A 14,140-nucleotide genomic window follows, 5' to 3' on the forward strand; every position below is an offset into this window, starting at 1 on the left:
AGCATTGCATAATTATTTTTTTCATTTAATAGAAAGAGCATTTCATTTATTGAAAGTATTCTTTATATTGCTTGCGACACTTTATTAAAACTTTAAACATGTTTTCAAAACAAGACCAATCTCAATTTGAGGCCAAAGCTATTGATATTAAAACCATTGAAGAGCAACTAAGCAACTTCAAGACTGGTTTTCCTAAAATGAAACTTAAGAAGCCAGCCACAATTGATGACGGAATTTTACAAATAGGATCTGACGAACAGGCTATTTATCAGGAAGTTTTTACAGCACATGTAAAGGACCTCTCATTGCTGAAATTTGTTCCTGCTTCGGGCGCAGCCACCAGAATGTTTAAACCACTTTACGATTTTTTAAACACTTATCAGGACACTGAAGACGAATACCTGAAATTACTTTGTAACAAAGGACCGGAAACCATGTTTAACTTCTTTGACAGAATTGAAGATTTTGCTTTCTATGGGGATCTTCGAAATGTTGTTTCAGAAAATAACATGGATTTGGAAAAAATGATTGATAAAAATCAATTCAAGCAAATTCTGGCCATGCTGCTAACAAGAAAAGGTCTTAACTATGCTAATCTGCCTAAGGGATTACTGAAATTCCATAGATACAAGCATTTCTCAAGAACTGCTTTTGAAGAACATTTGGTAGAGACCCTCAACTATGCTAAAAACTTTAAAGGGGATGCCCAAATTCACTTAACGGTATCGGCTGATCACAAAGAGTTATTTGAAGATCGTTTAGAAAAGACGAAAGAGACATTTGAAGAAAAATATGACGGCAAACTACAAGTTGGCTATTCGGTTCAAAAATCGTCAACCGACACAATTGCCGTTGATATAAACAACGAGCCTTTCCGAAACGAGGATGGAACAATTCTTTTTCGACCAGGAGGACATGGCGCTTTAATTGAAAACTTAAATGAGCTGGATGCTGATATTGTTTTCATTAAAAACATTGACAATATTGTTCCTGATCGTTTAAAGGGACCAACCTACAAATTCAAAAAAGTTTTAGCGGGTGTACTGTTAGAGTACCAGTCATTTATTTTTGAATATTTGAAAGTTCTGGAACAGGATAATAACATTTCACAAGACACTCTTGATGAGATGCTTGCTTTTTTAGAAGAAAAACTTTGTATAAAAGCACCAGCAAATCTTAAAATTGAAGATCCTGAAAAACTAAAGCAATACCTATTCACCAAATTAAACCGTCCAATTCGTGTCTGTGGTATGGTTAAGAATGATGGAGAACCTGGAGGCGGACCATTCTGGTCAAGAAATTTAGATGGTTCTGTTTCTCTTCAAATTATTGAAGGATCGCAAATTGACAAACAAGACGTTAGACAAAAAAACATTTTAGAACGTTCCACTCATTTTAATCCTGTTGACTTGATTTGTGGCATTAGAGACGTAAAAGGAAATAAATTTGATTTGCCTAAATTTATCGATAAACAGACTGGTTTTATCTCTCAAAAATCGCATGACGGTAATGACCTGAAAGCAATGGAACTACCTGGTTTGTGGAATGGTGCAATGTCGGATTGGAATACTCTTTTTGTTGAAGTACCAACAGTCACATTTAATCCTGTGAAAACAGTATTTGACTTACTAAGAATTGAACATCGCAATTTATAATTAACAACGGCCTCTTACTAGGAGGCCGTTTGTTTTAGGCAGTACACTATAAAAATAGAAGTCTGGATAACTTTTGTTAATATCTTACATCTTGAATATTTTAAAATTAATCCTATTTTTGCAGTGCAATAATCATTTTAATTTGATACATGATAGAAAATACAGAAAACTATCTTGATGATGATGCGCTTACTTTGGTAAGCCGGTTCGAAGAAATGGTTAAAGCTGAAACGCTCTACTATTTCGATGTTCATGAATTTGAAAGCATCATTGATCATTACATTGAGAAGAGCAATCTTTCGGAAGCTGTAAAAGTTTCGAATATTGCTAATAGACAGCACCCAGGTGCCATTTCTCTTCAAATTAAAAAAGCTCAGATTTTAGTTGATCGCGGGCAACAGCTTGAGGCACTTGCTATCCTAAAAAAAATACAAGGAATTGAATCTTCTAACAAGGAGTTACTTCTACTTAAAGGCAATATTTATAACAATTTGGAAAAGTATGAACTTGCAAAGAAAGAATTCGATAAAGCCTTACAAGTAAGTTATGAGAATCGTGAAGATTTACTTTTCCGAATTGCACTTGCTTTCGAACAACTAAATCAGTTCGAATTTGCCATTGAATATTTAGAAGAAGCTCTGGAATTGGATGAGGAAGATTCTGAAGTTCTTTTTGAATTGGGATACTGCTATGAGAAAATTGGAGAAGACTACCAGAGTATCGCGGCTTATGAGGCATTTCTGGAGCTTAATCCTTTCTCAGACAACGCTTGGTATAACATTGGGATAGTATTCAACCGTGTGGGAAATTTCCCAAAAGCCGTTGAAGCTTATGAATATACTCTTGCTGTAAACGATCAACACAGTAAAGCTTATTTCAATAAAGCCAATGCTCTGGCTAATCAGGGATTATTTGAAGATGCAATAAAATGCTACACCGAATATCTCGAATTTGATGATGATCATGCTTCCACCTATTCATACATTGGAGAATGCTTTGAAAAAATGGAAGAGCACGAACAAGCATTAATTAACTACGAAACTGCTATTAAAGCAAATGAAAATTTATCCGATCCTTGGTTTGGAATGGGCTTGGTACTCATGTATCAGGATAAAATAGATGAGAGTTTGGTTTATCTTGAAAAAGCTAAAAATCTGGATGATACAAATTCTGATTATTGGTTTGCCTTAGGATCGGCATATGCAAGAGCCAATTCTCCTCAAAAAGCGGTTCAGGCCTTTAGAGAAGCAATTGAATTGGATCCATACGACACCACTTATCCCATTACTCTTGCTGAGTATTATCATCAGAATGAAAATGAAGAAATAGCTATTGACGTGCTTCTGGAGAGTCTTAGCCAAACGCCAAATTGTCCTCAACTACTTAGCAATTTAGCGGCTTACTATGCAATTACTGGTGATATCAATAAATCGGAGCAATACATCAGACAAGCAATTGATATCGATTCTGAAAACATAAATGATATTTTCATTCAATTTCCTGAATTAAAAGAAAACAAAAACTTCACCAAGCTTATCAAGTCGAATCAATAGTTGCATTTGAATCTGGTAAAACGATCTCAATAAAATATACTATGCCCAGAAAAATGAAAGATTACCTTCTTATTGCCTTTAAGGGAATGGGAATGGGTGCTGCCGATGTTGTACCAGGTGTTTCAGGTGGAACAATTGCCTTTATTACTGGAATTTACGAAGAGTTAATAAATAGTCTTAAATCCATAAATGGAAGTGCAGCTAAACTTCTTTTTCAATTTAAATTCAAAGAATTTTGGCAAGCAATTAACGGAAATTTCCTATTGGCATTGATCTCCGGAATCTTCTTAAGTTTTCTGTCTTTAGCTAGGCTCATTATCTATTTACTGGCCGAACAGCCTATTTTAGTATGGTCTTTCTTCTTCGGATTAATTGTTGCTTCGGCTATTGTTATTGCTCGAAAAATAACGGAATGGAAATTACGGACTATTATAGCAATGATTATTGGTATTGGCATCGCCTATATGGTAACAGTTGCTACACCTGCAGAAACACCTAGTTCCTATTGGTTTCTTTTTCTTTCGGGAGCTTTAGCCATTTGTGCGATGATTTTACCTGGAATATCAGGAGCTTTCATTTTGCTCCTTTTAGGAAAATACGAATTCATCATGAATGCTCTAAGTACCTTTAAATTGGATGTAATTGCAGTTGTTGGTGCTGGTGCTGTTGTAGGTCTTTTGAGTTTTTCGAACCTGCTTAGCTGGCTTTTGAGAAAATACCACAACATGACTATTGGCTTACTTGCCGGATTCATGATAGGATCTTTGAATAAAGTATGGCCATGGAAAAATACAGTTTCAACATTTATTGACAGACATGGTGTGGAAAAACCATTGTTGCAGGAAAATATACTACCAAATACTTTTGAGAAGATAATTGGCCACGATTCAGAATTGATGTTTGCAATTCTTTTGGCCATAGCAGGATTTCTATTAATTTGGATGATGGAAAAATTCTCTCCGGAATCAAAAACAGAATAAAATGGATACATTCGGAATTCTTGGTTTCCCTCTGGGTCACTCTTTTTCAAAAAAATACTTTACGGATAAGTTTACTGAAGAAAATATAGATGCTTCATTTTTAAATTTTGAGCTTCCTAACATTAAAGATTTTCCTGCTATTATGAAGCAGCATTCCGATTTAAAAGGATTATGCGTTACCATCCCATACAAACAAGATATCATTCAATTTTTGGATGAGATTGATCCTTTGGCAAAACGAATTGGAGCTGTTAATTCTGTTCAGATTATCCGTGAAAACGAGAAGGTTAAATTAGTAGGATACAATACAGACATTCATGGTTTTACTGAATCACTGCGTATTTTTCTAGATGCTGAGAAACCAAAAGCCTTGATTTTAGGTACTGGTGGCGTTTCAAAAGCTGTAGCCACAGGACTTGAAGAAATGGGAATTGAATATCAATTTGTATCCCGAACTGCTTCCCATAAATGCATCAACTACGACATGCTTTCGAGGGAACTAATGGGCAATTACCACTTACTAGTAAACTGTACTCCTTTGGGCACCTTCCCAAAAAATGACACCTGTCCGGATATTCCCTACGAGCTTCTCACCGAAGATCATTTTCTGTACGATGTAGTTTACAACCCGGCAGAAACTCTTTTCATGAAAAAAGGAGCAGAACAAGGTGCTAAAACACACAACGGATTAAAAATGCTTCACCTGCAGGCAGAAAGAAATTGGGAGATTTGGAATCAATAATTCCAAATTTCCACCCACTCAATTAATTAAATACGGCTGTCACCCTGACAAATTGAAGAATCTCCGTATTTACAGAGTATGCTGTTCTCCCCCTCCTCTTTAGGCATTAAAAAAAGACAAGCACCTTTCCCTGCCATTCCTATCAAGACTATAAAACACAACACGATCCATCGCCTCTCATTTTCTTTTTCAAATAAAACACTTTCCTCTACTTATCTTTTGTTAATCCACCTACTTTCAACAACTTCGAGAACACTTTTGCGTTATACGAGTAGAAAATCCAACATTTAAACTCTGCTAATGTTCACGTATAGTCAAAAACCAATCAAATAGCAATAACTAAGTATACATCAAACCCCTATCATTTCAATAAAAATGAAAAATACAGCCAACTATTTTCTACTATTTATACTACTATTTATCACCTGTACAAAAGAGTCTTCCGATCCCTCCAATAAAGGTGTTGATAAAGAAAATCTAGATGGGAATGGATTACCAATTATGGCCTTTGATGTTAACTTACCGGAAATTGCTAACGACTCTACCTATACCATTAATTTAACCGACTGGGATATTCCCAGTAATTATACCAATGCCGATAAAACAACAGCAAATTTACAAGCAGCAATAGATTGGGCCCATGATGAAGGATATACTCAAGTGATACTTCCAACAGGTAAATATTTAGTAGGTAAGGATGGAAACGATATCTACCAAGGTGGAATTGAAATATACGGCAACACTGAATTCATATTTGAAGATGGTGCCATTATGGGTATTGAAACCAATAACAAATGGAACTATTGTGTTTTACGTTTAAATGGCGATAACATAATTGTAAGAGGTGGTACAATAGTTGGTGAACGAGATACTCATATTTTTACTCCTCGAGAAAGTGATGGAAAAACAGCTCATGATGAAGGACATGGCATTTGTGTTTTCAATAACAACAATGTACTAATAGAAAACATGAAGATTCGAGATTTAACTGGTGATGGCTCTTTAGTACTGGAATCTAAGGATGTTACGTTTGCCAAAAACACTATTTACAACAACCGGCGACAAGGAATTTCTATTGTTGGTGGTGAGCGTATTCAAATAAAAGATAACGAGATACATCATATTAATGGAATTGCACCACAGTTTGGAGTTGATATTGAGGGCGCTGGACGTATAGATAAAGATATTTTAATTCAGAATAATTATTTCCATCATAATGCGGGTGGCGACATTGTAAATGCTTCTGGTAAAAATGTATATATTCTTGACAATACCATGGAACAAGGAGAAGGAAGCAAATATACAGATGGACCTATTGTTAGTTGGCATAAAACACATAATATTATTGCTCGAAATACGATTACGATGGTTGATGGATCAGCAAACGGACGTTTAGGCTATATACAATATTCTAGAGGTGGCGATAAAGGACATTCTCGTGCTACCTATGTACATGAGAATGTAATGAATAGCTGTGGAATGTATATGTATGACAGCTCGGATGCAGATGTACGTAGAAACGAATTTTTAGGCTATTTCTTATCTTTTACAGATTTTACCAACGCTGTTTTAATAGATAACTTAGTTACGTATTCAGAAGATCACCCTAAACTTCGATACTGTTGGTCGTATCGATTTAATAACGTTACTGGCTTTGCAAGTGGCAATTATATAGGTAATAATTTAGAAGAAATCCCATTATCTGAAGATGAACCTTATTCACTTCAATGTGTTATTGATGGTTGGTAAAATACTTACATCCGAAATCCTTCACCAAACATAGCCAAGCTAAATTGAATGAAAAATGGTAAGTATTATTGAAAAATTATCAAAAACGCCTACGAGTCGAGTAGACAGATGACAGTCTATTGACCGCCACTGTGCTTTTCACGCCACCAAATTCTTAGTATGCGGGTTTCTTCAATGGATCAAGCGTGATGATCCTTACCAAACTGGGACTCAAAATATAAAGAGCCTACTCTGCCCTCCCTCCAATCAGAAAACAATCACTAGCAAAGACAGAAACAACAGCTTTGTGAACACAAAAACACAAGCAATCCGAAATGCCTTGCAATTTTTTCGGGACTGCCCGCCCGATTTGCGGAGAGTCATTCCGAAGTGGGGCATTGCCCGCCCGATTTGTGGAACGTCATTCCGAAGTGGGGCATTGCCCGCCCGATTTGCGGAGCGTCATTCCGAAATGGGGCATTGTCCGCCCGATTTACGGAGAGTTATTCCAAAATGGGGCATTGTTCGCCCAAAAACGGGAGCATTCGCCCAAAAGCCTGAGCGTTCGCCCGCCAATAAATACAGCTAATCCCAATAAAAACACCGTCAATTTAAATAGTAGAGTATTCAGAAAAAAAGTACAGCCAGTTTAGGGTGCATCTTTATTAACAAAAATATAGCTGAAAATAAACATTTCAGGAGGCTCATTTTGATCTTAATACCGAGTTTTTTTCGCTCGCCACAGCTCACTAATTATTAAAATCGCTATAAAACGACACAAGATTAAGCTAGCTATGAGCTTTGTTTACTAGAATGCTTTTCATAAATTCACAAACTAAAGAGCAGAATTCCTTACATTAGGGAATGCAATTTGCAATACTTCATAAACGAACAACATGTCAGACAATAAGGACAAAATTAATCAGCTCTTTGGGAAGCAGGAGATTCTTCGGGAAAAACAAGAAGCGCTATCGAATGAGATTAGTGAATTACGACATGAAATAATTCGTTTGAAAAGCAGCGATACCGACCCTCTTGCTGATAAAAAAGAGACGGAAATTTTGAATGAATCTCTTCTTGATGATCTGAAAAGCATAGCGTCTCCAATCAAACAGGAAGAAGATAAAGTTGAAATTACAAAAACAAGTGCGCCAACTCCTAAAGAAATTAAACGGCCAAAAGTAAAATCTGACCTTGAGAAATTTATTGGTGAAAATCTGATTAATAAAATCGGAATTGCGATTACCGTTATTGGTGTGGCGATAGGTGCGAAGTACTCTATCGACAACAACCTGATAAGCCCATTAACCAGAATCATACTTGCTTATTTAACTGGCATTGGTCTGTTGGGTTTTGGAATAAAACTAAAAGAGAAATATGAAAGCTTCAGCGCCGTTCTGGTAAGTGGCGCCATAGCAATTCTATATTTCATCACCTACATGGCCTATAGTTTTTATGGGCTTTTCCCGCAAGCGGTTGCTTTTATTTTAATGCTGATTTTTACTGCGTTCACTGTTGTTGCAGCAATCAATTACAACAAACAGGTAATTGCTCACATCGGCTTGGTGGGTGCATATGCAGTTCCCTTTTTACTCAGCGAAGGTTCTGGGAAAGTAGCCGTGCTTTTCACATACATGACAATAATTAATCTGGGTATTTTATTTATTGCATTCAAAAAATACTGGAAAGAACTGCACTACACCTCCTTCCTTCTTACCTGGCTAATTTTCTTCTCATGGTTTATTAATGATTACAACACAGAGGAACATTTTGTTTTGGGAGCTGGTTTTCTAACTATATTTTTTGCGATCTTTTATCTGCTATTTCTAGCCTATAAATTAGTTCGAAAGGAAAAATTCAACAAAAGCAATTCGCTGCTACTCGTATCCAACTCCTTTATCTTTTTTGGCTTGGGATATTCTATTTTATCTCTTCACGATACAGGCGAACATTTATTAGGATTATTTACCCTTATTAATGCGATAATTCACAGTATCGTAAGTGTAATCATCTACAAACAAAAATTGGCCGATAAGAATGTTTTCTATCTAATATCAGGTTTAGTTCTCATATTTATCACCATTGCCTTTCCTGTTCAGTTAGATGGAAATTGGGTAACTCTATTGTGGGCCAGTGAAGCAGCTCTTCTCTTTTGGATTGGAAGAACTAAAAAAGTTTCCATATACGAAGCCATGTCTTACGCCTTAATGGTACTTGCCTTCTTTAGTATTTTGCAAGATTGGACAACAATGTATAACACCTACATTGTGGCAGTTCCGGAAACAAAAATCGCTCTGTTTTGGAATGTTAATTTTCTAAGTTCATTACTTTTCATTGTTTCATTTGGGCTCATCAACAAACTAAACAACAATCCTAAATATCCAAGCCTGATAGGCTCCTGGATGAAAATCACGAAAGTATTATCCTATGCAATTCCTGCAATTCTGGTGTTTACCTTGTACTACTCTTTCCGATTGGAAATTGGCAACTATTGGAGTCAGCTACTAAAGGATTCTGCTTTAAGCATACAAGCAACCGGAGAGGAATATGCTCACAACTATAAAAATTACGATCTGAAAGAATTTAAAACGATATGGATCATCAATTATTCCTTACTATTTTTCGCCATTCTCTCTTTTGTGAATATCAAGAAATTAAAAAACAAAAAATGGGGCTACGTAAGTATTGGATTATCAACGCTAACACTTATTATATTTTTAACGCAAGGTTTGTACTCACTAAGTGAAATGCGCGAAAGCTACATCAATCAAAATTTAGCTGAATACTATCATCGCGGATCTTTCAATATAATGATAAGATACATTGCATTGGTTTTTGCAGCCTTATCGCTTGCCACGACCTATCTTCATGTTAAAAAAGAATTTAACACAAGACCCTATAAAATAGCTTTTGAATACCTGCTTTTCACTTCTGTTTTATGGATTTTCAGCAGCGAACTGCTTAATTGGATGGACCTAAGCGGATCAACTCAATCGTACAAGCTTGGATTAAGCATACTTTGGGGCTCCTATTCCCTGCTGCTAATTGCTTACGGCATTTGGAAAAACAAAAAGCATTTGCGAATTGGTGCCATGGGTTTGTTTGCTCTTACATTAACAAAACTATTCTTTTACGACATATCGGATTTAAGCACGATTGCAAAAACCATTGTGTTTGTTTCTTTGGGAATACTTCTTCTGATTATTTCATTCCTCTACAACAAATACAAGGCTAACATTACTGATGAAGAAGATAGTAGAGCGTAAAACACACAATATCCGGACTAGTTTTGACTTACCTAAGAATAAAAAATACGTTATGAAAATTAAGATCTGTTTCCTTCTGTTCCTTTTCACATTCACCAATTCGTATGCACAGAAAAATGATTTCAACTATAAAAGGGAAATTATTGGGATAACAGGTCAATGGCACAAACTGGAATTGTCCAATGAAATAATTGCGAAGATTTCTCCCAATCTGGAAGACCTAAGAATAATAGGTATTTCTAAGCAAAATGATACTCTTGAGGCACCGTATATTCTGCATTCGACTGAAGATGTAAGGAAATACACAGATGTTGATTTCAAATTGTTGAATCAGTCGCGAAACAAGAATGGCTATTACTTCACATTCAAAGTTCCCACATCCAATTCAATTAATGAGATTCAATTAAATTTTGAACAGAAAAACTTCGACTGGAAAATTACTTTGGAAGGAAGTCAAAATCAACAAGATTGGTATACTCTTATCGAGGATTACCGAATACTTTCAATTATTAATAAGCAAACAAACTATCAGTTTACAAAACTCGATTTTCCAACTGCAAACTATTCTTTTTACAGAATAGTAATCAGCAGCGAAGAAAAACCGAAGTTAGAAAGTGCTAAAATATCTATGAAAGAACTTGTGAAAGGAAAATCAAGAACCTACAAAACAGGGAAAATCAGCACTTTTGGAAACAAGAAACTACAGCAGACTGAGCTTACTATTGATCTGGAATCACCTGTTTTGGTAAATGATCTTAAAATCAACCTTAATGAATCGTTCGATTATTACCGCCCCATTCACATTCAATATCTTACGGATAGTACAAAAACAGAAGGTGGTTGGAAATACAACTACCAAACTCTTGCTACGGGTACTCTAAGTTCCATTGAAAAAAACGAGTTTGCATTCAACAACACAAGTGCACAACACTTAAAAGTTATCATCAGCAACAACGACAACCAAGCGTTGACAATTAGGGATATTGAAATAAGAGGATCTGTTTATGAGTTATTGGTTCGATTTTCGAAACCAGCAAAGTATTTCCTTTGTTATGGAAGCAACAATGCCCAAAAACCAAATTATGACATCTCCCGATTTTCAGACAAAATCCCCAATGCAATAACAACTCTTAGTCTGGGCGATGAAAAAACGGTAAGTAAAGTAGTGGGTCCAAAATCAGAACCTCTTTTTGCCAATGAAAAATGGCTGTGGGCAGTTATGGCTCTAATCATATTAATTCTGGCCAGCTTCACTCTAAAAATGATTAAAAAAACGGACGAACGATAAGTCAGAAAAAAATTAAGAATGAGTAATTATGAATTAAGAATTCAATAGTAACGTCGCAACATTAAAAATTTTATTGAGCTCCATTATAGATAAAGAGGATCTGATGACGAATTCTCTTCAATCAGCATTAGGAAAAAAACGATCTGATGAGTAATACAATATGGAATTGCAACAAATCAAAAAGCAACAAAATACAAAAGGACAGATAATTCAACTTGAGAATGAAAATTATTAATTCGTAATTATCACCTCCCCTTCCGTAGCGCAGCTCTTGTAGCTCGGTCGACAAGTGTAAAATATTGATCGACATGATCTTTTTGACCCGAGGCTTTGTGTCCTTCCACCTTTACAAACTCACATTTTAAACGATCGGTAAGCCGGTAAAATTCCTGATATAGTTCATGATTGGCGATGAGTTTGCCATTCTTAGAGCGGTAGTCATTTTTTTCAAAACGCTCTCTCCTACCAGGCAAACCAATAATGTTCTGAGAATCGGTATAGACAATCACATGGCAATTGTCTGAATCGATTTCATTCAGAGCCAATAGTAAAATCTGCAATTCCAATTTGGTAGAAGAGGTGTTTTCGAAACGATTTAGTTTCACCCGAGATTTAGCTTCCTCCAAAGAAATGGATAGAGACGATAAGCATAGAAAGGCTCCATATCCTACTTTTGATTGTGGATTGACACTACCATCCGTAAATAAATACAAGTCATTACACATCTTCCATTCTTAAATCGGTTGGGTATTCAATTTTGGCGAGGAACAAGCCATGACCCGGTACCGAAGTTCCGGCTTTTGATCGATTCTTACTTTCTATTACCTGACGGAAACCATCCAGATCCATTTTTCCCTGCCCCACCTCTATTAAAGTACCAACAATGGCGCGAACCATGTTACGAAGAAAACGATCCGCTTGAATCGTGAATACCAATTCATCTTCAGCCTCAAGCCATTCAGCTTTTGCTATTTTGCAATTGTTCGTTTTTACATCGGTATGCAATTTACTAAAGCTCGTAAAATCAATATACTCAAAAAGAATTTTGGCCGCCTCATTCATTTTCACAACATCCAACTCATTCTGATTTTTCCAGTGTGAGTCTGTTCGAAATGGATTTTTATGCTTTGTAATTTTATATTGGTAAGTTCTGGAAATGGCATCAAAACGTGTATGTGCATCCAATTTTACAGGAAACACTTCGTTAATTGCTATATCGTGAGGTAAAAAGCGATTCAACTTAAAAGTCAATTTCTCACAACCAAACGGAAAGCCTTCTTCCATCTCGAAATGAGCCATAAAATCGCTGGCATGAACTCCCGTATCCGTTCTTCCACAACCAACCACATTTATTGGCTGATTTAATATTGTTGACAAAGCCTTATTGAGCTCTTCCTGAACAGTATTGGCATTAGGCTGAATTTGCCAACCGTGATAGTTGGTTCCTTTATAACTTAGGCGAATAAAATATCGTTTCTTCAATTCAAATATTATTTTTCAAAAACTGTGTGAATTTGATCTTCTTCACAAAAGTAAATAAATCAAACTAACTTGTACTTATTTCTTTTAAAGTTCAGATTCAAAAACAAAAACTCAATTAAATTAATAATTCCGCCTTAAATAGTTCGTTACGCTTTTGCAAACGCCTAATTTTAAGAGTAATTCATTTACTGAACATCAAAATGTGAATATTTTAAAATAAACAGGATGTAAATCAAGCTACTATCTAACGATCTATTGACCTTATGACTCATCAATAAATGATTAACAATTTTTAACTGCGATGCATTTTCATAAAACCCTCAAAGGTTTATCTTTGTAAAGGTTTTTAGAAAAACCAGATTCTTTTTATGTAAATATTTCAAGTAATTAAATATATTTCTAATGATCCAAACAGTTGATATCAAAGAACTAAATGAACGTATCCAAAAAGAAAGTTCTTTTGTGGATATGCTTTCTATGGAAATGAACAAAGTTATTGTTGGTCAAAAGCACCTTGTTGAAAGCTTATTGATCGGATTGCTTTCAAATGGTCATATATTATTAGAAGGTGTTCCCGGACTGGCAAAAACACTTGCAATTAGCACACTTGCAACTACCATAGAGGCTAAATTTAGTCGTATTCAGTTTACTCCCGACTTGTTACCTGCCGATTTGTTAGGTACCATGATTTACAGTCAGAAAAAAGAAGAATTTGTAGTAAAAAAAGGACCTCTTTTCGCCAACTTTATTCTCGCAGATGAGATTAACCGTGCTCCGGCAAAAGTTCAGGCAGCTTTATTGGAAGCAATGCAGGAGCGTCAAATCACGATTGGTGACACCACTTATAAATTGGAAGAGCCATTCCTGGTAATGGCAACTCAAAATCCAATTGAACAAGAAGGAACCTATCCTTTGCCAGAAGCACAGGTTGACCGTTTTATGCTTAAAGTGGTAATTAATTACCCTAAAAAAGACGAAGAGCAACTTATTATGCGTCAGAATCTTTTGAAGGCATTTCCAAAAGCAAGTAAAATCTTAAACCCGGAAGACATCAATAAAGCACGCGACGTTGTGAAAGATGTTTACATGGATGAAAAGATTGAAAAATATATTGTAGACATCATTTTTGCAACCCGTTTTCCTGCCGATTACGGATTGGAACAATTCAAAGATATGATCGCCTTTGGTGGATCGCCCCGTGCCAGTATTAGTTTGGCATCAGCAGCTAAAGCCTATGCTTTTATTAAGCGCAGAGGTTATGTAATTCCTGAAGATATCCGTGCAGTTTGTCATGACGTATTGCGTCACAGAATTGGATTGACATACGAAGCTGAGGCGAATAACATCACTAGCGAGAACATTATTAGTGAAATCTTGAATACCATTGAAGTTCCTTAAATCGTGAATGAGTAAATGTGTGAATGAGGGTAGTCTTACTTTTGATCT

General features: G+C 35.8%; 10 protein-coding genes. 8 read left to right on the top strand and 2 right to left on the bottom strand.

The window, feature by feature from the left end; all coding sequences use genetic code 11:
• Nucleotides 1-98 precede the first annotated feature (98 nt).
• From ALGA_RS01355 to ALGA_RS01385, 7 genes are all read left to right on the top strand, one after another.
• Entirely contained in the window at nt 99-1,655 is a 1,557-nt protein-coding gene (locus ALGA_RS01355) for a DUF4301 family protein (RefSeq protein ID WP_096427589.1), read from the top strand.
• Between the two features lie 149 nt (nt 1,656-1,804).
• The gene (locus tag ALGA_RS01360) at nt 1,805-3,208 is read left to right on the top strand and encodes a tetratricopeptide repeat protein (protein ID WP_096427590.1); all 1,404 of its coding nucleotides are present in this window, start codon (nt 1,805-1,807) and stop codon (nt 3,206-3,208) included.
• Between the two features lie 41 nt (nt 3,209-3,249).
• The gene (locus ALGA_RS01365; RefSeq protein WP_096427591.1) at nt 3,250-4,188 is read left to right on the top strand and encodes a DUF368 domain-containing protein; all 939 of its coding nucleotides are present in this window, start codon (nt 3,250-3,252) and stop codon (nt 4,186-4,188) included.
• 1 nt (nt 4,189) lies between these two features.
• Nucleotides 4,190-4,930 carry a shikimate dehydrogenase family protein gene (locus ALGA_RS01370; RefSeq protein WP_096427592.1) on the top strand — a complete coding sequence of 247 codons (741 nt, stop codon included), beginning with the start codon at nt 4,190-4,192 and terminating at the stop codon, nt 4,928-4,930.
• Nucleotides 4,931-5,305: 375 nt separating this feature from the next.
• A complete protein-coding gene (locus ALGA_RS01375; protein WP_096427593.1) occupies nt 5,306-6,679 on the top strand; it encodes a right-handed parallel beta-helix repeat-containing protein in 1,374 nt (457 codons plus the stop codon).
• Nucleotides 6,680-7,554: 875 nt separating this feature from the next.
• A complete protein-coding gene (locus ALGA_RS01380) occupies nt 7,555-9,924 on the top strand; it encodes a DUF2339 domain-containing protein (protein WP_096427594.1) in 2,370 nt (789 codons plus the stop codon).
• A gap of 52 nt (nt 9,925-9,976) precedes the next feature.
• Entirely contained in the window at nt 9,977-11,212 is a 1,236-nt protein-coding gene (locus ALGA_RS01385) for a DUF3999 family protein (protein WP_096427595.1), read from the top strand.
• 245 nt (nt 11,213-11,457) lie between these two features.
• Here ALGA_RS01385 and ALGA_RS01390 read toward each other — a convergent pair whose 3' ends face one another.
• Together ALGA_RS01390 and truA are read right to left on the bottom strand one after the other, a co-directional pair.
• On the bottom strand, nt 11,458-11,937 hold the full coding sequence (locus ALGA_RS01390) for an RNase H family protein (protein WP_096427596.1): 480 nt from the start codon (nt 11,935-11,937) through the stop codon (nt 11,458-11,460).
• Complete coding sequence (truA, locus tag ALGA_RS01395; protein ID WP_197705666.1) at nt 11,930-12,694, bottom strand: tRNA pseudouridine(38-40) synthase TruA; 765 nt, start codon at nt 12,692-12,694, stop codon at nt 11,930-11,932. Before truA ends, ALGA_RS01390 begins: the two co-directional genes overlap by 8 nt.
• 402 nt (nt 12,695-13,096) lie before the next feature.
• On the opposite strand from truA, the gene ALGA_RS01400 reads away from it, so the two are divergent.
• Entirely contained in the window at nt 13,097-14,092 is a 996-nt protein-coding gene (locus ALGA_RS01400; RefSeq protein ID WP_096427598.1) for an AAA family ATPase, read from the top strand.
• The last annotated feature ends 48 nt before the right edge of the window (nt 14,093-14,140 follow it).

This window comes from Labilibaculum antarcticum, assembly GCF_002356295.1.
Classification (GTDB): Bacteria; Bacteroidota; Bacteroidia; order Bacteroidales; family Marinifilaceae; genus Labilibaculum; species Labilibaculum antarcticum.

Excerpts from the sequence above, each read along its gene's own strand:
- ALGA_RS01355 (WP_096427589.1), top strand. The coding sequence starts at position 99 with ATGTTTTCAAAACAAGACCAATCTCAATTTGAGGCCAAAGCTATTGAT.
- ALGA_RS01360 (WP_096427590.1), top strand. The coding sequence starts at position 1,805 with ATGATAGAAAATACAGAAAACTATCTTGATGATGATGCGCTTACTTTG.
- ALGA_RS01365 (WP_096427591.1), top strand. The coding sequence starts at position 3,250 with ATGCCCAGAAAAATGAAAGATTACCTTCTTATTGCCTTTAAGGGAATG.
- ALGA_RS01370 (WP_096427592.1), top strand. The coding sequence starts at position 4,190 with ATGGATACATTCGGAATTCTTGGTTTCCCTCTGGGTCACTCTTTTTCA.
- ALGA_RS01375 (WP_096427593.1), top strand. The coding sequence starts at position 5,306 with ATGAAAAATACAGCCAACTATTTTCTACTATTTATACTACTATTTATC.
- ALGA_RS01380 (WP_096427594.1), top strand. The coding sequence starts at position 7,555 with ATGTCAGACAATAAGGACAAAATTAATCAGCTCTTTGGGAAGCAGGAG.
- ALGA_RS01385 (WP_096427595.1), top strand. The coding sequence starts at position 9,977 with ATGAAAATTAAGATCTGTTTCCTTCTGTTCCTTTTCACATTCACCAAT.
- ALGA_RS01390 (WP_096427596.1), bottom strand. The coding sequence starts at position 11,937 with ATGTGTAATGACTTGTATTTATTTACGGATGGTAGTGTCAATCCACAA.
- ALGA_RS01400 (WP_096427598.1), top strand. The coding sequence starts at position 13,097 with ATGATCCAAACAGTTGATATCAAAGAACTAAATGAACGTATCCAAAAA.